Origin of the sequence: Streptomyces scopuliridis (assembly GCF_042790125.1) — a bacterium.
Classification (GTDB): domain Bacteria; phylum Actinomycetota; class Actinomycetes; order Streptomycetales; family Streptomycetaceae; genus Streptomyces; species Streptomyces scopuliridis_A.
Genome location: NZ_JBHTZS010000019.1, coordinates 97,306 through 123,819 on the forward strand (window position 1 = coordinate 97,306; position 26,514 = coordinate 123,819).

A 26,514-nucleotide genomic window follows, 5' to 3' on the forward strand; every position below is an offset into this window, starting at 1 on the left:
CGAGAGTGATGGAGCAGACGATGAACGCCCCCACCGAGAAAGCACCCAACGCCAACGTCGTGGAAGCGCTGCGCGCCGCGATGAAGGAGACGGAGCGGCTGCGCCGGCAGAACAGAATGTTCGTCGCCGCGGCCAGGGAACCCATCGCCATCGTGGGAATGAGCTGCCGGTTCCCCGGCGAGGCGCACTCCCCGGAAGCACTCTGGGACCTCGTCGCCTCCGGCACCGACGCCATCTCCGGATTCCCCGCCGACCGAGGCTGGGACCTGGACGCGCTGCGCGACAGCACCACCGACGAGCGCGACACCTCCGTCAGCCAGCAGGGCGGATTCCTCGGCACCGTCGCCGACTTCGACCCCGGCTTCTTCGGGATCTCGCCGCGCGAGGCCGTCACCATGGATCCCCAGCAGAGGCTGCTGCTGGAGACCACCTGGGAGGCCATCGAGCGGTCCGGGATCGACGCCACGCGGCTGCGCGGGACCCGTACCGGCGCGTTCATCGGCACCAACGGCCAGGACTACGCCTACCTGTTGGTCAGATCGCTGGACGACGCGACCGGCGACGTCGGCACCGGCATCGCCGCCAGCGCCGTGTCCGGCCGGCTCTCGTACACCCTCGGGCTCGAAGGTCCGGCCATCACCGTCGACACCGCCTGCTCGTCCTCCCTGGTCGCCCTCCACCTCGCCGTGCAGTCGCTGCGCAACGGCGAATGCGGACTGGCGCTCGCCGGCGGCGTCAATGTGATGTCCACCCCCGGCTCGCTCATCGAGTTCAGCCGGCAGGGCGGGCTCGCCAGGGACGGCCGCTGCAAGGCGTTCTCCGAGTCGGCCGACGGCACCGGCTGGTCCGAGGGCGCGGGCGTCCTGATGCTGGAGCGCCTTACGGACGCACAGCGCAACGGACACCCGGTCCTCGCCGTCATCCGGGGCTCCGCCGTCAACCAGGACGGTGCCTCCAACGGCTTCACCGCGCCCAACGGCCCCTCCCAGCAGCGGGTGATCCGGCAGGCGCTCGCCAACGCCGGTCTCACCCCGGCCGAGGTGGACGCCGTGGAGGCGCACGGTACGGGCACCCCGCTGGGCGACCCGATCGAGGCGCAGAGCCTGCTCGCGAGCTACGGCCAGGACCGGGAGCGCCCGCTGCTGCTCGGCTCGGTCAAGTCCAACATCGGTCACACGCAGGCCGCTTCGGGTGTCGCGGGCGTCATCAAGATGGTCATGGCGATGCGGCACGGCGTGGTGCCCAAGACGCTGCACGCCGACGAGCCGTCGTCGCACGTCGACTGGTCGGCGGGCAAGGTCGAACTGGCCACCGAGGCGCGCGCCTGGCCGGACGCGGGCCGTCCGCGCCGTACGGGTGTCTCCTCGTTCGGGGTCAGCGGCACCAACGCGCATGTGATCATCGAGCAGGCGCCGGGCGCCGAGGAGACCCCCGCCCAGAAGGACGGGACCGCTCCCCTCCGCCGCGCGAGCGCGCTGCCGTGGGTCATCTCCGGCCGGACCGCCGAGGCGCTGCGCGACCAGGCGACCGCGCTGCTGACCAGGCTGGAGGCCGAGCCCGGTACGCGCGCGCTGGACACCGCGCTGTCCCTCGCGACATCCAGGGCGAGCCTGGAGCACCGCCTCGCCGTCGTCGCGGACGAGGACGGCGGGGCCGGACGCGCGGCGCTGGAAGGCTGGCTCACCAACGGCGCGGCGGCCGGCGCGGTCCAGGGCACGGTCGCGGGACGCACGAAGAGCGCCGTGCTGTTCTCCGGCCAGGGCAGCCAGCGGCTCGGGATGGGCCGCGAACTGTACGCGGGCTTCCCGGTCTTCGCCGAGGCGCTGGACGCCGTACTGGCCCAGCTGGACGGGGAGTTGGACCGGCCGCTGCGCGAGGTCATCTGGGGCGAGGACGCGGACGCGCTGAACGACACCGGCTTCACGCAGCCCGCGCTGTTCGCGGTCGAGGTGGCGCTGTTCCGGCTGGTGGAGTCGTGGGGTGTGGTCCCGGACTTCGTGGCCGGTCATTCGATCGGTGAGATCGCGGCGGCGCATGTGGCGGGGGTCTTCTCGCTGGAGGACGCCTGCACGCTCGTGGTCGCGCGGGCGCGGCTCATGCGGGCGCTGCCCCCGGGCGGCGCGATGGTCGCCGTCCAGGCCACCGAGGACGAGGTCCTGCCGCTGTTGTCGGATTCCGGCGAGGTGTCCATCGCGGCCGTCAACGGCCCGACGTCCGTGGTGCTGTCGGGCGTTGAGGACGCGGTGCTGGAGGTCGCGGCGCGGCTGGGGGAGCGGGGCCGCAAGACGAGCAGGCTGCGGGTGTCGCACGCGTTCCACTCGCCGCTGATGGACCCCATGCTGGACGAGTTCCGCGCCGTCGCTCAGGGCCTGGCCTACACGGAGCCGGTCATCCCCGTCGTGTCGAATCTGACGGGCGCTCTGGCGTCGGACGAGGAGCTGTGCTCGGCCGAGTACTGGGTACGGCATGTCCGCGAGGCCGTCCGGTTCGGCGACGGCGTACGCACGCTCGGCGAGCAGGGCGTGACCACCTTCCTGGAACTGGGCCCGGACGGTGTGCTGTCGGCCATGGCCCAGGAGTCCGTACCGGCCGGCGCCGTGACCGTACCGGTGCTCCGCAAGGACCGCCCCGAGGAGACCTCGGCCGTCACCGCGCTCGCTCAACTGCATGTCCATGGCGTGCGCGTGGAATGGCCGGCGTTCTTCGACGGCACCGGCGCCCGGCTGGTGGATCTGCCGACCTACGCGTTCCAGCACGAGCGGTTCTGGCCGAAGACGACCTTCCGGCCGGCCGACGCGACCGGACTCGGACTGACCTCCGCGAACCACCCGCTGCTGGGCGCCGCCATGTCCGTGGCGGGCTCCGACGAACTCCTGCTGACCGGCACCCTCTCGCTGGCCACCCACCCGTGGCTCGCCGACCATGTCGTCAGCGGGATGGTCTTCTTCCCCGGCACCGGATTCCTCGAACTGGCCATCAGGGCCGCCGACCAGGCAGGCTGCGACCGCGTCGAGGAACTGATGCTCGCCGCCCCGCTCATCCTGCCCCGCACCGGCGCCGTCCAGGTGCAGATCGCCATCGGCGGCGCGGACGACGAGGGCCGCCGCGAGCTGCGCTTCTACACCCGCCCCGTCGACGCGCCCGACGACGAGTGGACCCTGCACGCCTCCGGCCGGATCGGCGGCGGCGAGCGGATCCTCGGCTTCGACGGATCCGTATGGCCGCCCAAGGGCGCGACCGTGGTGGACATCGAGGGGCTGTACGACCGGTACGCGGGCAACGGACTCGACTACGGCCCGGTCTTCCGCGGCCTGCGCGCGGTCTGGCGCCGTGACGAGGAGATCTTCGCCGAGGTCGCCCTCGACCGGGGTGTCACCGACGCGAACGACTTCGGCGTGCACCCGGCGCTGCTCGACTCCGTCCTGCACAGCACCGTGTTCGCCAGCGCGGACGGCGACGACCGCAGCCTGCTGCCCTTCGCCTGGAACGGCGTCTCCCTGCACGCCTCCGGGGCGTCGACCCTGCGCGTCCGGATCACCAGCAACGGCCAGGACTCCGTCCAGCTGGCCGCCGTCGACGTCCAGGGCGAACCGGTCATCTCGGTGGACTCGCTGCTCCTGCGGGCGGCGGGCCCCCAGGCGGCCGACAGCGGACGCCGGGACGAGCTGAACTCGCTCTTCCGCGTCGACTGGGTGCCCGGCACCCCGGAGAAGGTCCCCGCGGACACCGAATGGGTGGTGCTCGGCACGGACGGGCTGGGCCTGACGGCCGCCCTCGCCGCCACCGGCGCCGCCGGGCTCGGCGCCCCGGCGCGCACCCTCGCCGAACTGGCCGCCCGTGACGACGCCGCGGTGCCGGGGATCGTGGTCGTACCGCTGAGCGGCGACAGCGCGCGCGGCGCCGAGTCGGCACACGAACTCGCCCACTACGCGCTGACCTTGGTGCAGGAATGGCTGGCCGAGGAGCGGTTCGCGGACTCGCGCCTCGTGTTCGTCACCCGTGGCGCGGTCGAGGACGGCGCCACGGACGTCACCGATGTCGCCGCCGCCCCCGTCTGGGGCCTGGTGCGCTCGGCGCAGGCCGAGAACCCCGGCCGGTTCCTGCTCGTGGACACCGACGACACCGCCGGCTCGGCGGCCGTACTCCCCGCGCTGCCGGGGCTGGTGGCCGCCGACGAGCCGCAGGCCGTGGTCCGCGCGGGCACGCTGCGCGTCGGCCGGCTCGCCCGGCTGGAGTCGGGTACGGGTCTGGTGCCGCCGGCCGGAGTGCCGTGGCGGCTGGGCAGCCGGGCCAAGGGCAGCCTCGACGGACTGACCCTCGCCCCGTTCCCCGAGGTCCTCGAACCGCTGACCGGCCACGATGTACGGATCGAGGTCCGCGCGGCCGGAGTGAACTTCCGCGATGTCCTCAACGCCCTGGGCATGTACCCCGGCGACGCGGGGCTGTTCGGCTCCGAGGCGGCCGGTGTCGTGGTCGGGACCGGGCCCGACGTGACCGGTCTGCGGGTCGGCGACCGGGTCATGGGCATGCTCTTCGGCGGCTTCGGCACCCATGTGGTGGGCCACGAGCGCATGATGACCCCCGTACCGGACGGCTGGTCGTGGGAGACGGCGGCCTCGATGCCGCTCGTCTTCCTGACCGCGTACCACGCGCTGGTGGAACTGGGCGGGCTGCGGCAGGGCGAGAAGGTGCTGATCCACGCCGGTGCGGGTGGTGTGGGTATGGCGGCGATCCAGGTGGCGAACCATCTGGGTGCCGAGGTCTTCGCGACGGCGAGTGAGGGCAAGTGGGATGTGCTGCGGTCGCTCGGTGTGGCCGAGGATCACATCGCGTCGTCGCGTACGACGGACTTCGAGGCGGCGTTCGCTGAGGTCAGTGGCGGCCGGGGGGTCGATGTCGTACTGAACTCGCTGGCCGGTGAGTTCGTGGACGCGTCGCTGCGGCTGGTCGGTGAGGGCGGCCGGTTCCTGGAGATGGGCAAGACCGACATCCGGGAAGCCGCCGAACTGCCCGACGGCGTGGACTACCAGTCCTTCGACCTCGGCTGGGTCGGGCCCGAGGGCATCCAGCGGATGCTGGTCGAGTTGGGCGGGCTGTTCGAGCGCGGCGTACTGGAGCCGCTGCCGGTGCGGTCGTGGGACGTACGGCGGGCGCGCGACGCGTTCCGCTTCATGAGCCTGGCCAAGCACATCGGCAAGATCGTGCTCACCATGCCGCCCGTATGGGACCCCGAGGGCACGGTCCTGATCACCGGCGGCACCGGCGGCCTGGGCGGAGTGCTCGCCCGCCACCTGGTCGCCGAGCGCGGCGTACGGCACCTGGTGCTCACCAGCCGGCGCGGAGTGGAGGCCCCCGGAGCCGCCGAACTGGCCGCGGAGCTGCGGACCGTGGGCGCGGAGGTGTCGGTCGCCGCCTGCGACGTGGCGGACCGGGAGGCGCTGGCCGAGCTGCTGGCGTCGCTGCCCGCCGCGCACCCGCTGACGGCCGTGGTGCACACGGCGGGTGTGCTGGACGACGGCGTCGTCGGCTCGCTGACCCCCGAGCGCCTGGCCGGTGTGCTGCGTCCCAAGGTCGACGCGGCCTGGAACCTGCACGAGCTGACGCGCGATCTCGATCTGGCCGCGTTCGTGGTGTATTCGTCCACGGCCGGCGTCATGGGCAGCCCCGGACAGGCCAACTACGCGGGAGGCAACACCTTCCTCGACGCGCTGGCCGCGCACCGCCGCGCCCAGGGACTGCCCGCGCTCTCGCTGGCCTGGGGCGCCTGGGAACAGGGCGTCGGTATGACCAGCACGCTGGAGGACCACGACGTACGCCGGGTCAGCGGCAGCGGAATGCCGCTGCTCTCGGTGGAACAGGGCCTGGCGCTCTTCGACGCCGCCACCGCGAGCGACGAGGCGCTGATCGTCCCGCTCTCCCTCGGCGGCGGCGCGATCCCCTCGGCCGCCGGTGTCCCGGCCCTCCTGCGCGGGCTCGTACGGACCGGCCGCCGCGCCGCGAAGAGCGGAGCCGCCGGAGTGTCCCGCGCGGGCCTCGTCGAGCGGCTGGCCGCGCTGCGCGAGAACGAGCGGCCCCGGCTGCTGGCCGATCTCGTCCGCGCCGAGGCGGCGGTGGTGCTCGCGCACTCCTCGCCCGAGGCCATCGCCGTGGAACGGGAGTTCAGGCAGCTCGGCTTCGACTCGCTGACCGCCGTCGAACTGCGCAACCGGCTGGCGTCCGCCACCGGACTGACGCTGCCCGCCACCCTCATCTTCGACTACCCGACACCGGCCAGGCTCGCCGTGTATCTCCTCGAAGAACTGGTCGGTGAGGACGATGTCGCGGCCGTCACCGCGCGCGAGTCGCGCGAGCGCGCCGACGCCACCGACGATCCGATCGCGATCGTCGGCATGAGCTGCCGTTTCCCCGGCGGCGTGGAGTCCCCCGAAGGGCTCTGGGAGCTGGTGCTCTCCGGCGGCGACGCCATCTCCGGCTTCCCCGACGACCGGGGCTGGGAGGCCGACGCCTCCATCGGCGCGGTCGAGGGCCAGGGCGGATTCCTGCGCGACGTCGCCGACTTCGACGCCGGATTCTTCGGTATCTCGCCGCGCGAGGCCCTCGCCATGGACCCGCAGCAGCGCGTCCTGCTCGAAGTCTCCTGGGAGGCGGCGGAACGCGCGGGCATCGACCCGGCCACCCTGCGCGGCAGCCGCACCGGCGTCTTCGTCGGCGTCAGCGGCCAGGACTACGCCGGTCTCGTCATGCGGTCCAAGGACGACATGGCGGGCCATGCCACCACCGGCCTCGCGGTCAGCGTCGTCTCCGGCCGGCTGGCCTACGCGCTGGGCCTGGAGGGTCCCGCGATGTCGGTCGACACGGCCTGCTCGTCGTCCCTCGTCTCGCTGCATCTCGCCGCCCAGGCGCTGCGCGGTGGCGAGTGCTCGCTCGCCCTGGCCGGCGGCGTGACGGTGATGACCACCTCCGCGAACTTCGCCGGTTTCTCCCGGATGGGCGGACTGGCCGGCGACGGCCGCTGCAAGGCGTTCTCCGACTCCGCCGACGGCACCGGCTGGTCCGAGGGCGCGGCCGTGCTCGTCCTGGAACGCCTCTCGGACGCGCGGCGCAACGGACACCAGGTGCTGGCGGTCGTACGGGGCTCCGCCGTCAACCAGGACGGCGCCTCGAACGGACTGACGGCCCCCAACGGACCCGCGCAGCAGCGGGTGATCCGGCAGGCGCTCGCCAACGCCGGACTCTCCCCGGCCGAGGTCGACGCGGTCGAGGCACACGGCACCGGCACACCGCTCGGTGACCCGATCGAGGCCCAGGCGCTGCTGGCCACCTACGGCCAGGACCGCGACCAGGACCTGCCGCTGCTGCTGGGCTCCGTGAAGTCCAACATCGGCCACACCCAGGCCGCGGCGGGCGCCGCCGGCCTGGTGAAGATGGTGATGGCGCTGCGGCACGGGACGCTCCCGAAGACGCTGCACCTGACCGAGCCGTCAAGCCATGTCGACTGGTCGGCGGGGGCCGTGGACCTGCTCGCGGACACCACCGCGTGGCCGGAGACCGGACGCGCCCGCCGGGCGGGCGTCTCGTCCTTCGGCATCAGCGGTACGAACGCGCATGTGGTCCTGGAGCAGGCGGACCCGGCGGACGACACCGCCGACGGCGCACCGGTCGCGCCCGGGGCAGCCCCGCGTGCCGTGCCATGGCTCGTCTCGGCCAAGAGCGAAGCGGCGCTGGACGGACAGCTCGACCGGCTCAGGGCCTTCGCGCGGCAGCATCCCGAGACCCCGGCCGTGGATATCGGCCACTCGCTGGCGACGGGCCGTTCGGTCTTCGAGCACCGCGCGGTGCTGCTGGCGACCGACGAGGGCGTCGTGGACATCGCCCGGGGCCTGGCCACCGAGCGGTCGTCGGCGGTGCTGTTCTCCGGTCAGGGTTCGCAGCGGCTGGGGATGGGCCGTGAGCTGTACGGACGGTTCCCGGTCTTCGCGGAGGCCCTGGACTCCGTACTGGCCGCGCTGGACGCCGAGTTGGGGTGTTCGCTGCGGGAGGTGATGTGGGGTGAGGACGACGGGCCGCTGAATGACACGGTGTTCACTCAGCCGGCGTTGTTCGCGGTCGAGGTGGCGTTGTTCCGGCTGGTGGAGTCGTGGGGTGTGCGGCCGGAGTTTGTGGCCGGTCATTCGATCGGTGAGATCGCGGCGGCGTTTGTGGCGGGGGTGTTCTCGCTGGAGGACGCGGCCCGCTTGGTGGTGGCGCGGGCGCGGCTGATGGGGGCGCTGCCGGCCGGTGGCGCGATGGTCGCGGTCCAGGCGACGGAGGACGAGGTCCTTCCGCTGCTGTCCGGCTCCGGCGACGTGTCCGTCGCCGCGGTCAACGGCCCGACGTCCGTGGTGATTTCGGGCGCCGAGGAGACCGTACTGGAGGTCGCGGCCCGACTGGCGGCCCAGGGCCGCAGGACGAGCAGGCTGCGGGTCTCGCACGCGTTCCACTCGCCGCTGATGGACCCGATGCTGGACGAGTTCCGCACGGTCGCCGAGGGCCTGGCGTACGCCGAACCGGTCCTTCCCGTCATGTCCAACGTGACGGGCGGTCCCGCGGCGGCCGGTGAACTCTCCCGCGCCGACTACTGGGTACGGCACGTCCGCGAGGCCGTGCGCTTCGCCGACGGCGTACGCGCCCTCGCCGACCTGGGCGTCGCTACGTTCCTGGAACTGGGCCCGGACGGGGTGCTCTCCGCGATGGCGCGCGAGTCCGTACCCGCCACCGCCGTGCTGGTCCCCGCGCTGCGCAAGGACCGCGACGAGGAAGCCGCGCTGGTCACCGCGGTGGCCCGGCTGCATGTCGCGGGGGCCACCATCGACTGGACCGGGATCTTCGCGTCCACCGGCGCCCGGCAGGTCGATCTGCCGACCTACGCCTTCCAGCGCGAACGGTTCTGGCCCGAGGTGGTCGGGGCCGCGCCCGCCGACGGTACGGACCCGGTCGACGCGGAGTTCTGGGCCGCCGTGGAGCGGGAGGACCTGGAATCCCTCGCGGCCGGACTGGATGTGGACGGCGACTCGCTCGGGGCCGTACTGCCCGCGCTGTCGTCGTGGCGTACCCGGCACAAGACCCGCTCGGCCGTGGACGCCTGGCGCTACCGGCAGAGCTGGAAGCCGCTCACCGTCAGCGGTTCCACGGCCGCCCTGTCCGGGACCTGGCTGGTACTGGCGCCCGCGCCGGGGACCGCCGACGCGTGGGTGACCTCGCTGATCGACGGGCTCGGCCCGGCCGCCGTACGGGTCGACACCGGCGCACTCGACGCGGCCGGCCTGGTCGCCCGGCTCACCGAGGCCGCCTCGGACGCGCAGGCGGAGATCACGGGTGTGGTGTCGCTGCTCGCCCTGGACGAGTCGGCCGGCCCCGCCGGTGTGCCCGCCGGGCTGACCGCCACCGCCGCGCTCATCCGCGCCCTCGGCGACGCGGGCATCGCGGCGCCCCTCTGGGCCGTCACGCGCGGCGCCGTCTCACCCGTCCACTCCGAGCCGCCGGCCGGCTCGGCCCAGGCCGCCGTCTGGGGCCTCGGCAGAGTCGCGGCGCTCGAACACCCCCGCCAGTGGGGCGGGCTGGCCGATCTGCCCGAGGAACTGGACGAGCGGTCCGTACGGCGGTTCATCGCCGTCCTCTCCGGCCGGGACGGCGAGGACCAGGTGGCCGTCCGCGCCTCGGGCGTGTTCGGCCGCAGGATGACGCCCGCGGCCAGCACGGGGAGCGCCGGGGCCACCGAGGAGCGGTGGCAGCCGTCCGGCACCGTACTCATCACCGGCGGTACGGGCGCGCTCGGCGCCCATGTAGCCCGCCGGCTCGCGACCGAGGGCGTCGGGCATCTCGTACTGCTGAGCCGCCGGGGCCCGGACGCGCCCGGCGCCGAGGAGCTGCGGACGGAACTGACCGGTCTCGGCGCGCGGGTCACCCTCACCGCCTGCGACGCCGCCGACAGGGACCAGCTGACGCGCGTCCTTGCCGACGTCCCCGAGGACGCCCCGCTGACGGGCGTGGTGCACACGGCGGGGGTCCTGGACGACGGGGTGCTGGCAGGGCTGACGGCCGAGCGGTTCGAGACCGTGTTCCGCGCCAAGGTCGCCTCGGCGCTGCTGCTCGACGAACTGACCCGGGATCTCGGTCTGTCGGTGTTCGCGCTGTTCTCCTCGGTGGCGGGCGCCGTGGGCAACCCCGGCCAGGCCAACTACGCCGCCGCCAACACCGTCCTCGACGCACTGGCCGAGCGGCGCAGGTCGCTCGGTCTGCCGGCGACCTCGATCGCCTGGGGCGCGTGGGACGGCGGCGGCATGGCCGCCCACTCGGGCGCCTCCGCTCAGCAGGCGGGACCGAGCGCCCTCGACCCCGCTCTCGCGGTCTCCGCGCTGCTCCGGGTCGTGGTGGAGCCCGAGCCGACCGTGGTCCTCGCGGACCTCCAGCAGCCCCAGTTGCTGAGCGCCCTGCTGAGCCTGCGCCCCAGCCCGCTCCTCGCCGATCTCCCCGAGGCGCGCAAGGCGCTGACAGCCGTACGGGAAGCGCGGCGCGCCGGCGAATCGGCCGCGTCCGGGCTGCGCGAGCGGCTGCGCGATGCGACCGGGGCCGACCGGACCGCCGTACTGCTCACCCTCGTCCGTACCCAGGCCGCCGCCGTACTGGGACACACCGGAGCCGACGCGATCAGGGGCGACAAGGCCTTCCGCGACCTCGGCTTCGACTCGCTGACCGCCGTCGAACTGAGCAACAGGCTCACGGAGATGACCGGTCTGGCCCTCCCCGCCGGCCTGGTCTTCGACTATCCGAACCCGCACGCCCTCGCCGTCCATCTCAGCACCGAACTGCTCGGCGGGGAGACCGGCGAGGAGAGCGGCGAGCCGACCGGATCCGACGCCCCGGGCACCGCCTCCGCCGGGGTCACCGACGACCCGGTCGTCATCGTCGGCATGGCCTGCCGCTTCCCCGGCGGGGTGCGCTCGCCCGAGGAGCTGTGGCAGCTGCTCACCGAAGGCCGGGACGGCATCGCGGAGTTCCCCACGGACCGCGGCTGGAACCTCGATGTCCTCGCGGGCGACGGCCAGGGCCGCAGCGCCACCCGCGAGGGCGGATTCCTCTACGAGGCCGCCGACTTCGATCCGGGCTTCTTCGACATCTCACCGCGTGAGGCCCTTGCCATGGACCCGCAGCAGCGGCTGCTGCTGGAGACCGCGTGGGAGGCGTTCGAGCGGACCGGGACCGACCCGGTCTCGCTGCGCGGCAGCCGGACCGGGGTGTTCATCGGCACCAACGGCCAGGACTACGCCCATCTGATCCTCCGGGCGGACGAGGACGTGGAGGGCCACGCGGGCACCGGTCTGGCCGCCAGTGTCATCTCCGGCCGGCTCTCCTACGCCTTCGGCTTCGAGGGCCCCGCCGTCACCGTCGACACCGCCTGCTCCTCCTCCCTGGTCGCGCTGCACTGGGCCGCCCAGGCGCTGCGCGCCGGTGAATGCTCCATGGCGCTGGTCGGCGGTGTCACCGTCATGTCGACCTCGACCAGCTTCGCCGGGTTCACCCGCCAGGGCGGTCTGGCCCCGGACGGGCGCTGCAAGGCGTTCTCCGACTCGGCCGACGGCACCGGCTGGTCCGAGGGCGTCGGCGTGGTGGTCGTCGAGCGGCTGTCGGACGCCCGGCGCCACGGCCACGAGATCCTGGCCGTGCTGCGTGGTTCCGCCGTCAACCAGGACGGTGCCTCCAACGGACTGACCGCGCCCAACGGCCCCTCCCAGCAGCGGGTCATCCGCCAGGCCCTCGCCTCCGGCGGTCTGACCCCCGCGGACGTGGACGCCGTCGAGGCCCATGGCACCGGCACCACCCTGGGCGACCCCATCGAGGCGGGGGCCCTCCTCGCCACGTACGGCCGTGACCGCGACCCCGGGCGGCCCCTGCTGCTCGGCTCCGTGAAGTCGAACCTCGGCCACACCCAGGCCGCGGCGGGTGTCGCGGGTGTGCTGAAGACGGTACTGGCGCTCCGGCACGGCCGGTTGCCCCGGACGCTGCATGTCAGCGAGCCCTCGACCCGGATCAACTGGTCCTCGGGCGCGGTGGAGTTGCTCACCGAGCAGCGGGAGTGGCCGGAGACCGGGCAGGCCCGCCGGGCCGGTGTGTCGTCCTTCGGGATCAGCGGTACCAACGCGCATGTGATCCTGGAACAGGCCCCGCCGGCCGAGCCGGCGGCCCCGGGCCCGGCCCCCGAGGTGACCCCGGCCGCTGTGCCGTGGCTCGTCTCGGCCAAGAGCGAAGCCGGGCTGGACGCACAGCTGGACCGGCTGCGCTCCTTCGTGGCGGACCGCCCCGGGCTCTCCCCGCTCGACCTCGGTCTCTCACTGGCCGGGAGCCGGTCGGCCTTCGAGCACCGGGCCGTGCTGATGGCTCCGGGCGACGGCGCGGACGCGCGGCCGATCGCCAGGGGAGTGGCCGTGGAGCGGCCGACGGCGGTCCTCTTCTCCGGCCAGGGCAGCCAGCGGCTGGGAATGGGCCGCGAGCTCTACGAACGCTTCCCGGTCTTCGCCGACGCGCTCGACTCCGTACTCGCCCATCTGGACGGGGAGTTGAACCGTCCGCTGCGTGAGGTGATCTGGGGCGACGACGCCGCGACGCTGAACCGCACCGCGTACACCCAGCCCGCGCTGTTCGCGGTCGAGGTCGCTCTCTTCCGGCTGCTGGAGTCGTGGGGAGTGACCCCGGACCATGTGGCGGGTCACTCGATCGGTGAGATCGCCGCCGCCCATGTGGCCGGGGTGTTCTCGACGGCGGACGCGGCCCGGCTGGTCGCGGCGCGCGCCCGGCTGATGGAGGCGCTGCCCGAGGGCGGTGCCATGGTCGCCGTGGAGGCCACCGAGGACGAGGTACGGCCGCTGCTCTCCGCCGAGGTGGCGATCGCCGCCGTCAACGGCCCCACCGCCGTGGTCATCTCCGGCGCCGAGGACCAGGTCCTGAAGACCGCGGAGCGCCTGGCGGCCGGGGGACGCAGGACGAGCCGGCTCCCGGTGAGCCACGCGTTCCACTCGCCGCTGATGGACCCGATGCTGGACGGATTCCGGGCGGTCGCCGAGAAGGTCACCTACGAGGCGCCCCGTATCCCGGTCGTCTCGAACCTGACCGGCGAGCCGGCCACGGCCGGTGAACTGTGCTCCGCCGACTACTGGGTACGGCACGTCCGCGAGGCGGTCCGCTTCGCCGACGGCGTACGGACCCTCGCGGGCAAGGGAGTCGGCACGTTCCTGGAGCTGGGCCCGGACGGTGTGCTCTCCGCCCTGGTCCGCGCCTCCGTACCGGACGAGGCCGTCGTCGTGCCCGTCCTGCGCAAGGACAGGCCCGAGGAACTGACCGTCGTCACCGCGCTCGCCCAGCTCCACGCGCACGGTGTCCCCTGCGACTGGACCGGGATCTTCGCCGGTACGGGCGCGCGCCGGGTGGAGCTGCCGACGTACGCCTTCCAGCGCGAGCGCTACTGGCCCTCGGTGTCGCGGAACCCGGCGGCCGACGCCTCCGGACTCGGTCTGGTCGCCGCAGGGCATCCCCTGCTGGGCGCGGCGATGACGGTGGCCGGCTCCGACGATGTGGTGCTGACGGGAAGGCTGTCGCTCCCGGCGCATCCCTGGCTGGCCGCCCACCGGGGCGCCGACGGGCCCGTGCCGCTGCCCGCGGCGGCCTTCGCCGAGCTGGCCGTACGCGCCGGTGACGAGGTGGGCTGTGAGCTGATCGAGGAACTGGACCTGGAGAACGGGCTGTTCGTGCCCGAGGAGGGCGCGGTACGGATCCAGGTGCGGGTGGGCGCCGCCGACGAGGCCGGCCGCCGAACCCTGGATGTGCACGCCCGCCCGGAGGACGGACCGGACCTCCCCTGGACCCGGTACGCCACCGGAGTGCTGGCCGCCGGTGCCGGGGCGGCGGCCCCGGGCGCGGAGTTCGACACCTCCGTCTGGCCGCCGGCCGGTGCCCTGGCCGTGGAGTCCGAGGAGGAGGACGACGCGGGGTCGCGCGCCGCCTGGCGGCGGGACGGCGTGGTCTTCGCGGAGGTCGCGCTGGACGAAGAGGCGGGCGGGGACGGCGCGTTCACCATCCATCCGGCGCTGCTGGGCGCCGCCGTCCGCGCGGCGGGACTGCTGGACACCGACATCGACACCGACACCGACTCCGGCGCCGACACCGACCGCGACGCCACGGCCGAGGGCGTCGAAGCGTTCGCCTGGCGGGGACTGACCCTGCACGCGGGTGCCGCCACCGCGCTGCGGGTACGGCTGACCGCCACCGGCCAGGACACCGTGTCGCTGGTGGCCGTCGACGCCGACGGCGCGCCGGTGATCTCCGTACGCTCGCTCGCCCTCCGTCCGGCCGCCGACGCGGCTCCCGCCCCCTCGGAAGCCGGTGGAGAGGCCGCCTCGCTGTTCGGCGTCGTCTGGGAGACGGCGCCCGCTCCGGAGACACCCGCCTCCGCCGGACTCCGCTGGGCGGTCGTCGGCGCGGACCCGGCGGGTCTGGCGACCGCGCTGGACGCGGCGGCCCCGGCCGACGGAGCGCCCGCCGTACGCGCCGGGACACTCGCCGAACTCCTCGACGGCGAAGGGCCGTTGCCGGACGTCGTGCTGGCCCCGGTCATCGGCGACGCCTCCGGCACTGGGGACGTCCCCGGTGCCGCGCGGACCTCGACGGCCGCCGCTCTCGATCTGCTGCGCGGCTGGTCCGCAGACCGGCGGACCGCGGCATCGCGGCTGGTGTTCGTCACCCGGCGCGCGGTCGCCGTCGGCGCCGAGGACGTACGGGACCTGGCCGCCGCCCCCGTATGGGGCCTGGTCCGCTCCGCCCAGCTGGAGGAGCCCGGCTCCTTCCTGCTGCTCGACCTCGACGACACCGACGCCCTGGGCAAGGCTCTCACCGCCCTGCCGGGGCTGCTGGACGCCGCCGAGTCCCAGGCGGCGCTGCGCGACGGCGCCGTCCGGGTCGCCCGGCTCGCCCGGCTGCCCGAGAGCGGTGCCACCCCGCCGCCGGACCAGTTCCGGACCTGGGACCGCGACGGTACGGTGCTGATCACCGGCGGCACCGGCGGCCTCGGCAGCGCGCTCGCCAGGCATCTGGTGACCGCGCACGGCATGAAGCATCTGCTGCTGGCCGGCCGGCGTGGACCCGACGCGCCCGGCGCCCGGGAACTGCGGGCCGAACTCACCGCCCTCGGTGCCGAGGTGACCGTCGCCGCCTGCGATGTCGCCGACCGTACGGCGCTCGGCGCGCTGCTGGCCGCCGTACCGGCCGAACACCCGCTGACCGCCGTGGTGCACACCGCCGGTGTGCTCGGCGACGCCACCATCGGCTCGCTCACCCCCGATCTCGTCGACCGCGTACTGCGTCCGAAGGCGGACGCGGCCTGGCAGTTGCACGAGCTGACCCGCGAACTCGCCCCCGGTCTGGGCGGATTCGTCGTGTACTCCTCGGTCGCCGGTCTCATCGGAGCTCCGGGGCAGGGCAACTACGCCGCCGCCAACACCTTCCTGGACGCCCTGGCCGCGCACCGCGCCGCCCTCGGTCTGCCCGCCGTCTCGCTCGCCTGGGGCCCCTGGACCTCGGACTCCGGGATGACCGGCACCCTGAGCGACACCGATCTGCGCCGTATGTCCCGCTCGGATCTCGCCCCGCTCCCGGTGGCACAGGGCCTCGCGCTGTTCGACGCGGCGAGCGCCCGTGACGAGGCACTGGTCGCGCCGGTACGGATCGCCGCCGGAGCGGCTCCGGCGGCGGTGTCCTCGGCCGACGGGATCCCCGCGGTACTGCGCGGTCTTGTCCGGACCAAGCGCCGTACGGCCGCCGCCCGGAGCCGTGCCACCGGTCTGACGGGGCGCCTGGAGGGGCTGACCGCGGAGGCGCGGGAAGCGGCCCTGGTGGAGCTGGTGCGGACCGAGACCGCCGCCGTACTGGGCCACGCCACCCCGGACGCCGTCCCGGCCGACCGGGACTTCAGCCGGCTGGGCTTCGACTCGCTGATGGCGGTGGAGCTGCGCACGAGGCTGACCGCGGCCACGGGGGTACGGCTCTCCGCCACCCTCGTGTTCGACCACCCCACGCCGCTCGCCGTCGCCGGGCATCTGATGCCGGCGCTGTTCGGCGCGGACACCTCCGGCACGGAGGGCTCGCCGCTGACGGCGCTCGACCGGCTGGAGGCGGCGTTCACCGACGGCACGCTCGACGAGGTCACCAGGACCGGGGTCGCCGGACGGCTGCGCCGGCTCCTCGCGCGGTGGGACGGAGCCGCCCCGGAGACCGGCGAGGCCGTGGTCACCGAACGGATCGAGGCCGCGAGCGCGGACGAGATCCTCGCCTTCATCGACAACGAGCTCGGCAGGTCGACGGATTCCTGACAGGGGCCCACTCCCTTCGCACGCGATACATCTGAGGAAGGTTCACGGACGATGCCGGACGAAAAGAAACTCGTCGACTACCTGAAGTGGGTCACGACGGATCTGCACCAGACCCGCCAACGACTCGAAGAGGCCGAATCCGGCCGTCACGAACCGGTGGCGATCGTCGGGATGGGATGCAGGTTCCCCGGCGGGGTCCGGTCCCCCGAGGACCTGTGGGACCTGCTCGCCGACGGCCGCGGCGCCATCTCCGGATTCCCCGACGACCGCGGCTGGGACCTGGACGTGCTCGCCGGTGACGGCGAGGGCCGCAGCGCCACCCAGGAGGGCGGCTTCGTCCACGACGCGTCGCGGTTCGACCCGGGGTTCTTCGACATCTCGCCGCGCGAGGCGCTCGCGATGGACCCGCAGCAGCGACTGCTCCTGGAGGTGGCCTGGGAGGCCATCGAGCGCTCCGGCATCGACCCGGCCACTCTGCGCGGCAGCAGGACCGGTGTGTTCGTCGGCACCAACTCCCAGGACTACGCGCACCTGGTGCTCGCCTCGCGCGACGACATGGGCGGCTACGCGGGCAACGGCCTCGCGGCGAGCGTCATGTCGGGCCGGCTCTCCTTCGTCCTCGGGCTCGAAGGCCCCGCCGTCACACTCGACACCGCGTGCTCGTCCTCGCTGGTGACCCTGCATCTCGCCGCGCAGGCCGTACGCAACGGCGAATGCTCGCTGGCGCTGGCCGGCGGCGTGACCGTGATGGCCACCTCCGCCAGCTTCGCCGGGTTCAGCGTCCAGGGCGGACTGGCCGCCGACGGGCGCTGCAAGGCGTTCTCCGACGCGGCGGACGGCACCGCCTGGTCCGAGGGCGCGGGTCTGCTGGTCGTCGAGCGGCTGTCCGACGCCCAGCGCAACGGACACCCCGTGCTCGCGGTCCTGCGCGGCAGCGCGGTCAACCAGGACGGCGCGTCCAACGGCCTGAGCGCGCCCAACGGCCCCTCCCAGCAACGGGTGATCCGCCAGGCACTGGCCGGCGCCGGACTCTCCCCGTCCGAGGTGGACGCGGTCGAGGCGCACGGTACGGGCACGACCCTGGGCGATCCGATCGAGGCGGGCGCCCTGCTCGCCACGTACGGCCAGGACCGCGAGCCGGAACACCCGCTGTGGCTCGGTACGGTCAAGTCGAACATCGGACACACACAGGCGGCGGCCGGTGTCGCCGGTGTCATGAAGATGGTGCTCGCGCTCCGCAACGGCCTGCTGCCCCGCACGCTGCATGTGGACACGCCCTCCTCGCACGTGGACTGGACGGCCGGTGACGTACGGCTGCTCACCGAGCCGGTGGAGTGGCCGGAGGGCGACCGGGTGCGCCGCGCCGGTGTGTCGTCGTTCGGTATCAGCGGCACCAACGCGCATGTGCTCATCGAGCAGGCGCCGCCCGCCGAAACGGCGCAGGAGCCCGGTCCGGCGCCGGCCGTCGTGCCGAAGGCCGTGCCGTGGCCGGTGTCGGGCCGCAGCGGGGCCGCGCTCGACGCGCAGCTGGACCGGATCCGCGCCTTCGCGGACGCGCGCGGCGGCGACCCGCTCGACCTCGGCTTCTCGCTCGCCACGACCCGCACCGCGTTCGAGCACCGCGCGGTGCTGCTGGCCACGGCGGACTCCGAGGACGGCGCGCACGTCGAGGTGGCGCGCGGGATGTCCGGCAAGGGCGCGCTGGCCGTGCTCTTCTCCGGCCAGGGCTCGCAGCGCATCGGGATGGGCCGGGAGCTGTACGCGCGGTTCCCCGTCTTCGCCGAGGCGCTCGACGCCGTACTGGCCCAGCTGGACGGGGAGTTGGACCGGCCGCTGCGCGAGGTCATCTGGGGCGACGACGCGGACGCGCTGAACGACACGGGCTACACGCAGCCCGCGCTGTTCGCCGTCGAGGTGGCGCTGTACCGGCTGGTCCGCTCCTGGGGCGTCAGGCCGGACTTCCTGGCCGGGCACTCCGTCGGTGAGATCACGGCCGCGCATGTGGCCGGGGTGTTCTCGCTGGCGGACGCCTGCCGGCTGGTCGCCGCGCGCGCCCGGCTGATGCGGGAACTGCCCGCCGGGGGCGCGATGGTCGCCGTCCGGGCCACCGAGGAGGAGATCACGCCGCTGCTGACCGACCGGGTGTCGGTCGCCGCGGTCAACGGCCCCGACGCGGTGGTCGTCTCCGGCGACGAGACCGCCGTGCTCGCCCTCGCGGCCCGGCTGGCGGCCGAGGGCCGCAAGACCAGCCGGCTCCAGGTGAGTCACGCGTTCCACTCGCCGCTCATGGAACCCATGCTCGACGCGTTCCGCGCGGTGGTGGCGGGCCTGGCCCCGCAGGAGCCGGCCGTACCGGTCGTGTCGAACCTGACCGGCGAGGTGGCCGCCGCCGGCGAACTCACCGACCCCGGCTACTGGGTGCGCCATGTCCGCGAGGCCGTACGGTTCGGCGACGGTGTCCGGGCGCTCGCCGGGCGCGGCGTACGGACCTTCCTGGAGCTGGGCCCGGACGCGGTGCTCTCCGCCCTCGTACCGGAATCCGTCCAGGATCCGGCCGTGACGGCGCTGCCCGTCCTGCGCGGGGACCGGCCCGAGGAGACGACGGCGGTGACCGCGTTCGCCGGGCTGTACGCGCGCGGCGTCGCGATCGACTGGACCGGGCTGTTCGCCGGCACGGGCGCGCGCCGGGTGGAGCTGCCGACGTACGCGTTCCAGAACGAGCGGTACTGGCCCACGGTCCGCGCGGCCGGGGGCGACGCCTCGGGTCTCGGACTGGAGGCCGCCGGGCATCCGCTGCTCGGCGCCGCGGTCACGATCGCCGGGTCGGGCGAGACCGTACTGACCGGCCGGTTGTCGGCGCAGTCGCATCCCTGGCTCGCCGACCACCGGATCTCCGGCCGGATCGTGCTGCCCGGCGCGGCCTTCGCGGAGCTGGCGATCCGGGCCGGTGACCAGACGGGCCACGACCGCGTCGCGGAGCTGACCCTGGACGCCCCTCTCGTCCTGGACGGCCGTGACGCGGTCACCGTGCAGGTACGGGTGGGCGCGCCGGACGAGTCGGGCAACCGGGCCGTGACGGTGTACTCCCGCCCCACCGACCGCGACACGGACGGCTGGACGCCGCACGCCCGGGGTGTGCTGGCGGCGGCCGGACAGGCGGGGGAGACCGGCGGGTTCGACACCACCGTATGGCCGCCGCGCGAGGCCACGCCGGTCGCCCTGGACGGTCTGTACGAACGGCTCACCGGCGCCGGCCTGGCCCACGGGCCCGTGTTCCAGGGCCTGTCGGGCGTCTGGCGGCACGAGGGCGAGGTCTATGCCGAGGTGGTGCTGCCCCCGGGGGCCGTGGACGCCGCGTTCGGCATCCACCCGGCGCTGCTGGACGCCGCCGTCCGCGCGGCCGGCTGCCTCGGCCCCGACGGCGCGCCCGCCGCCGTCCCGGTGTCCTGGAGCGGACTCACCCTGCACGCCACGGCGGCCTCCGCCCTGCGCGTACGGATCACCGCGACCGGCCCGGACGAGGTGGCGCTGAGCGCGGTCGACGCGACGGGCGCCGCGGTGCTCTCCGTCGATTCGCTGGTCCTGGGTCCGCCCTCCGGCGAACCCGGGCAGGCCATGCCCACGGCCGGCGGCACCGAGCGGGGCGCGTTCCTGACGCTCGACTGGGTGCCCGTCCCCGAGCAGGTGCCCGCCACCGGCACCCGCTGGGCGGTCATCGGTGTCGACGAACTCGACCTGGGCTACGCGATGCACCGCGCCGACGAGACCGTCAGCGCGTACGCGGAGTCCCTGACCGGCGCGGTCGGCGACAGCGGTGTCGCCCCCGATGTCTTCCTGGTGCCCGTGGTCGGCGACCCGGCGGCGTCCGGGCCCGAGTCGGTGCGCGCCCTCACCGCCTTCGCGCTCGGCCTCCTCCAGGAGTGGCTGAACGAACCCGTTCTGGCCCGCTCACGGCTGGTGTTCGTCACCCGGGGCGCCATCGCCGTCGACGGCGAGGAGGTCAAGGACGTGGCCGCCGCCGCGGTCTGGGGTCTCGTACGGTCCGCGCAGACCGAGAACCCCGGCAGCTTCCTGCTGGTCGACATGGACGACACGTTCCTGTCGGCGGGGGTCCTGCCCGGTCTGCTCGGCCTCGACGAACAGCAGTTGGTCGTGCGCTCCCACACGGTCAGGGCCGGCCGCCTCACCCGGCTGCCCGAGAACGACGAGACCCCCTCGGCCGGCGGCGCCGCGCGCCCCTGGGACCCCGAGGGCACCGTACTGATCACCGGCGGCACCGGTGGCCTCGGCAGGGAACTGGCGCGGCATCTGGTCGCCGAGCACGGCGTACGGCATCTGCTGCTGGCCAGCAGGAGCGGCCAGGACGCCCCGGGCGTGCCGGAACTGCTCGCCGCCCTGGCCGAGCGGGGCGCCGAAGCCTCCGTGGTCTCCTGCGACCTGGGCGACCGGGAGTCGGTGTCCGCGCTGATCGCCGGTGTGCCGGCGGAGCACCCGCTGACCGCCGTCGTCCACACCGCCGGTGTGCTGGGCGACGCGCTCACCGGCTCGCTGACACCGGAGCTGCTGGAGCGCGTACTGCGGCCGAAGGCGGACGCCGCCTGGTATCTGCACGAGGCGACCCGCGATCTCGGTCTGGCCGCCTTCGTGCTGTACTCCTCCGTCTCCGGTGTACTGGGCGGCCCCGGCCAGGGCAACTACGCCGCCGCCAACGCCTACCTGGACGCCCTCGCCCAGCACCGCAGGAGCCAGGATCTGCCCGCGGTCTCCCTCGCCTGGGGCCCCTGGGGCCGGGGCAGCGGCATGACCAGCCATGTCAGCGCCGCCGATCTGGAGCGGATGGCCCGGGGCGGCATGCCGCCGCTCGCCATCGACCAGGGTCTCGCGCTCTTCGACGCCGCGCTCGTCCTGGACCGGTCCACGGTGGTGCCGACCCGGATCAATGTCGCCGGACTCCAGGAGCAGCAGGCCCTCCCGGCGCTGTGGCGCGAGCTGGTACCCCGTACCCGCCGCTCCGCCGCCGCGGCCGAGCGCTCGCCGGTCACCCTGCACGAGCGGCTGCGGCAGCTGGCGCCGGCCGAGCAGGAGGACCTGCTCATCGAGCTGGTGGTGGGCTACTCCGCCGCGCTCCTCGGCCACCCCGATCCGAGCGGTGTCGACCCCGAACGCGGCTTCCTGGAGCTGGGGTTCGACTCGCTGGTCTCCGTCGGGCTGCGCAACCAGCTCGCCGAGGCGCTCGGGCTGCGGCTGCCCAGCTCGGTGGTCTTCGACAACGCGACCCCCGTCAAGCTCGCCCGCCGGCTCCACGGGGAGCTGGCCGGGCAGCTCGCCCCCGGCACGCCGGGCACCACCGCCGGAGCCCCCGCCGTCGCGCGCGGCACCCAGAACCCGGACGAGACGCTGGAGGGTCTGTTCTACGCGGCGGTGCAGGCCGGAAAGATGGTCGAGGGCATGCGCATGCTCAAGGCCGTCGCCAACACCCGGCCGACCTTCGAGACCCCCGCCGACCTGGAGGAGCTGTCGGCGCCCGTCGTCCTGGCGGACGGTCCGAGCAGCCCCCGGCTGGTCTTCGTCAGCGCCCCGGGCGCCACCGGCGGTGTGCATCAGTACGCGCGTATCGCGGCGCACTTCCGCGGCAAGCGGCATGTCTCCGCGCTGCCGCTCATGGGGTTCGCCCCCGGTGAGCTGCTGCCGGCCACGAGCGAGGCCGCGGCCCGTATCGTCGCGGAGAGCGCCCTGCACGCCAGCGACGGCGAACCCTTCGTGCTGGTCGGCCACTCCACCGGCGGCTCGCTCGCGTATCTGGCCGCCGGCGTGCTGGAGGAGACCTGGGGCATCCGCCCCGAAGCGGTGATCCTGCTGGACACCGCGAGCATCCGGTACCAGCCGGGCGAGGGCAAGGACCTCGACAGGACCACCCGGTACTACCTGGCGGACATCGACTCGCCGTCGGTGACGCTGAACAGCGCCAGGCTCTCCGCGATGGCGCACTGGTTCATGGCGATGACCGACATCGAGACGGTGCCCACCACCGCGCCGACGATGCTCGTCCGGTGTGTGGAGTCGCTGGACGGCTTCCTGTTCGACACCGCGGGCGTCCCCGCGGACGACATCCGGGAGATCCGGGCCAACCATCTGTCCCTCGCCAAGGAGCACTCCGCGCTGACGGCGCGGACGATCGAGGAGTGGCTCGGCGGCCTGCCCGCAGGCGAGGCGTAACACCGGGCCGGGCGGGGCGGTTGTACGACGCCGCCCTGCCCGGCCCCACCACCGTCCGACCGTTCAGAGGAGAGACCCCCCATGACCACCTCCCACGAGCTGCCGTCGCTCAGGGGCGTGCCGCCCACCGTGCTGCGGCTGAGCCCGCTGCTGCGCGATCTCCAGACCCGCAGCCCCATCTGCAAGGTGCGCACCCCCGCCGGTGACGAGGGGTGGCTGGTGACCCGCCACGCCGAACTCAAGGAACTGCTCCGTGACGAGCGGCTGGCACGCGCGCACCCCGACCCGGCGAACGCCCCGCGCTATGTCCAGAACCCGTTCCTGGACATGCTCGTCACCGACGACGCCGAGCTGGCGCGGAAGCTGCACACCGAGACCCGCGCGATGCTCACCCCGAACTTCTCGGCCCGGCGCGTGCTCAATCTGATGCCGAAGGTCGAGGCGATCGCGGAGGGGCTGCTGGAGAGCTTCATCGCCCAGGGGCCGCCGGCCGATCTGCACGGCGGCTTCTCCCTGCCGTTCTCGCTGTCCGTGCTCGGTGAACTCATCGGGGTGCCCGCCGAGGACCGGGGTCTGCTCGTCACCCTGCTGTCCCGGATGGGCGGCCTGGACGACCCGAACACCGTCCAGGGCGGACAGCAGGACCTCTTCGGCTATCTGGTGGAGCTGGCCGGCCGCAAGCGGGCCGAGCCCGGCGACGACGTGATCTCCCGGCTGTGCGCGAACGAGCCCTCGGACGAGCGCATCGGGCCGATCGCCGCGGGCGTGCTCTTCGCCGGCCTGGAGGCCGTCGCCAGCCATATCGACCTCGGCGTCGTGCTGTTCACCCTCTACCCGGAGCAGCGCGACGCGGCGCTCGGGGACCCGAAGCTGATGTCGGGCGCCGTGGAGGAGATCCTGCGCGCGGCGAAAGCGGGCGGTTCGGTGCTGCCGCGGTACGCCACCGAGGATGTCGAGATCGGCGGGGTCACCATCCGGTTCGGTGATCTGGTCCTGCTCGACTTCACCCTCTCCAACTTCGACACCCAGGTCTTCGACGAGCCCGAGCTGTTCGACATCACCCGCTCGCCCAACCCGCATCTGACGTTCGGTCACGGGATGTGGCACTGCATCGGGGCTCCGCTGGCCCGGATGCAGCTGAAGACGGCGTACACCCTGCTGTTCACGCGCCTGCCCGGACTGCGCCTCGGCCTCCCGGCCGAGGAGCTTCAGGTGCTGGGCGGCCAGCTCTCGGCCGGCCTCACCGAGCTGCCGGTCACCTGGTAGCACGGCCCCGGTCCCGGCGGGCCGGCGCGACGGGCTCTGCCCCCACCACCGGGTGGGGGCAGAGCCCGTTGTGAGAGCGACGCCGTGAGCGCGCTGCCGCTCAGCTCTCCTTCACGGTGATCGCCTGGGACGGGCAGATCAGCCCCGCCTGCCGCGCGGCGTCCCGCCCCGGCTCGTCCACCGGCTCCGCCAGGACCAGAACGATCCCGGAATCGTCCTGGTCGAAGACCTCGGGAGCCGACAGCACGCACTGCCCCGCTCCCACACAGCGCTCGGTGTCCACGCTGATCCGAACCATCATTCCTCCGTCGGTTACCTGCGGTCGTGCGTCTTCCTGGGTCTGCGGTGCCCGGTCTACCAACGGACGGGCAGGGCGTGCAGCCCGTACAGCACTCCGTCGTACTTGAGCGGCAGCTCCTCGACCGGTACGGCCAGTTCAAGCGTCGGGATCCGCTCGAACAGCGTCCGGTAGGCGATGTCCATCTCGACCCGGACCAGGTTCTGGCCGAGGCACTGGTGCACTCCGTACCCGAACGCCACATGCGAGCGGGCGGACCTGCTCGGGTCGAACTCGTCGGGGCGGTCGAAGACGGTCCCGTCGTGGTTGGCCGCGGCGACCAGCGGGATGATGCCCTCGCCCGCCCTGATGAGCTGTCCGCCGATCTCCACGTCCTCGACGGCCACCCGGAAGGCGACCAGGTCGGCGACCGAGTAGTAGCGCAGCAGCTCCTCCACCGCCCGCTCGTCGCCGATCCACTGCGGGTTGGACAGCAGCGTGACCACACCGAGCCCGATGTTGTTCGCCGTCGTCTCGTGCCCCGCGATCAGCAGCAGCATCGAGACACCGGACAGTTCCTGCTTGCTCAGCGTCCCCTCGGCCAGCAGCTGACTGATCAGATCGTCGCCCGGCCGCTTCTGCTTGATGGTGATCAGCCGGTTGAGATAGCGCAGCAGCGCCATGGACGCCGCCTGCCGCTGCTCGTCCGTGGAGGTGAGCGTCACCAGCACCCGGGTCTTGGTCTCGAAGAAGTCCCGGTCGGCGTTGGGCACGCCGAGCAGACTGGAGATCACCAGGGACGGCACGGACAGCGCGAAGTCCGCGATCAGATCGGCGGTGTTCCCCGCCGCGAGCATCGCGTCGATCCGCTCGTCGACGATCTGCTGGATGGCCGGCCGCATCTCCCTGACCTTGCGGACGGTGAACTCGGGAATCAGCGTCTTGCGGAACCGCCCGTGCTCCGGCGGGTCCAGCGCCACGAACCAGCCGGGCACCTCGTCCTGGGACGGGACACCGCCGGTCTTGGCCGCCCGGGGGAAGCCCGGGTGCGAGGGGTTGGAGCTGATCCGCGGATCGGTGAGGACCGTACGTACGTCTTCGTGCCGGGTCACCAGCCACACATGGACCCCGGACGGCAGCGTCGTGCGCACCAGCCCGTCCTGCTTGCGGAAGTCCTGGTACTCCGGCGGCGGAAAGGACTGGCCGGGCCGCCGCAGCGGGAAGGCGACCGGGCACCTGTCGGTAGTTGTCATCTACTCAATTCCCCTGGGGATCGGAACGTCACAGGTCTCGGACAGGACCTAGGCGCCGTAGAACTTGCGGACCTTGTCCGTGATGAACTCCTGGTCCTCCGCGGTCAGCCCGGTGTGGGTCGGGAGGTAGAAGCCGTCCTCGCTGAAGCGGCTGGCCTTCAGCGAGGGCCAGTCGGGGTGCAGGTATCCGGGCTGCCGGCTCATCGGCTTGAAGAAGAGCCGCGTCTCGATGCCCTCGTCGGCGAGGAAGTCCCGCAGCTCCTCCCGGCGTTCGGCACGCAGGTCGTACATCCACAGCACATCGCGCGGCGGCATCAGCGTGATCCCGGCGATCCCGCTCAGGCCCTCGTCGTACCGTCGCTCGATCTCCCGGCGGGTCTCCAGGATCGTGTCGAGCTGCTCGGTCTGCGCCAGCGCGACGGCCGCCTGCATGCTCGTCATACGGAAGTTGTAGGCCAGCTTCTTGTGCAGGAAGCTGTGGTCCTTGGTGAAGGCCATCGCCCGCAGATGCGCCATCTGATCGGCGAGGTGCGGGTCGTCGGTGAGACAGATACCACCCTCACCGGCGGTGATGATCTTGTTGGCGAAGAGCGAGAAACAGGCGATGTCGGCGACCGGCCGTACGCCGTGCGCCTCGGCGGAGTCCTCCACGACCCGCAGGTTGTACTCATGGGCCAGATCCATGATCGCGGTCATGTCGCAGCGGCGGCCGTAGATATGCACCGGCATGATCACCTTGGTGCGGGGGGTGATCTTCTCCTCGATGAGCGAGACATCGATATTGAGGTCGTCCCCGCAGTCCACGAAGACGGGCGTGGCGCCGGTGTACGTCACCGCCCACGCCGTCGCGATCATCGTGAACTCGGGGACGATCACCTCGTCGCCGGGGCCGACACCGAGGGCGCGCAGGGCCAGCGTGAGCGCCGTCGTACCGGACGAGCAGGCGACGCCGTGCGCGATCCCGTTGTACGCGGCGAACTCGCTCTCGAACTTGCGGACATACGGCCCCTGCGAGGAGATCCAGCCGTCGCTGACGGCGTCCGTCACATATTCGAGCTCACGCCCGCCGAGCCAGGGCTTGGACACAGGATGGGTGTATGACATGGAA

6 protein-coding genes are annotated in these 26,514 nt (G+C 73.3%); 3 read left to right on the forward strand and 3 right to left on the reverse strand.

Features of this window, described 5'->3' with window-relative positions; all coding sequences use genetic code 11:
• Window positions 1-20 precede the first annotated feature (20 nt).
• The 3 genes from ACFRKB_RS26105 to ACFRKB_RS26115 all read left to right on the forward strand — a co-directional run bounded on the left by ACFRKB_RS26105 (window position 21) and on the right by ACFRKB_RS26115 (window position 23,876).
• Window positions 21-16,394, forward strand: a complete 16,374-nt coding sequence (locus tag ACFRKB_RS26105; RefSeq protein ID WP_383108859.1) for a type I polyketide synthase — start codon at window positions 21-23, stop codon at window positions 16,392-16,394.
• A 51-nt stretch (window positions 16,395-16,445) separates the two neighbouring features.
• Window positions 16,446-22,610, forward strand: a complete 6,165-nt coding sequence (locus ACFRKB_RS26110) for a type I polyketide synthase (RefSeq protein ID WP_383108861.1) — start codon at window positions 16,446-16,448, stop codon at window positions 22,608-22,610.
• A gap of 81 nt (window positions 22,611-22,691) precedes the next feature.
• Entirely contained in the window at window positions 22,692-23,876 is a 1,185-nt protein-coding gene (locus ACFRKB_RS26115) for a cytochrome P450 (protein ID WP_383108862.1), read from the forward strand.
• Window positions 23,877-23,976: 100 nt separating this feature from the next.
• On the opposite strand, the gene ACFRKB_RS26120 is transcribed toward ACFRKB_RS26115, so the two are convergent.
• The 3 genes from ACFRKB_RS26120 to ACFRKB_RS26130 are packed head-to-tail and all read right to left on the reverse strand — an operon-like array spanning window position 23,977 to window position 26,510.
• On the reverse strand, window positions 23,977-24,174 hold the full coding sequence (locus ACFRKB_RS26120; RefSeq protein WP_383108863.1) for a ferredoxin: 198 nt from the start codon (window positions 24,172-24,174) through the stop codon (window positions 23,977-23,979).
• 56 nt (window positions 24,175-24,230) lie between these two features.
• Window positions 24,231-25,406 (reverse strand): cytochrome P450, encoded by a 1,176-nt coding sequence (locus tag ACFRKB_RS26125; RefSeq protein WP_383108864.1) that lies wholly within the window; start codon window positions 25,404-25,406, stop codon window positions 24,231-24,233.
• Between the two features lie 48 nt (window positions 25,407-25,454).
• The gene (locus ACFRKB_RS26130) at window positions 25,455-26,510 is read right to left on the reverse strand and encodes a DegT/DnrJ/EryC1/StrS family aminotransferase (protein ID WP_383108866.1); all 1,056 of its coding nucleotides are present in this window, start codon (window positions 26,508-26,510) and stop codon (window positions 25,455-25,457) included.
• Window positions 26,511-26,514 lie beyond the last annotated feature (4 nt).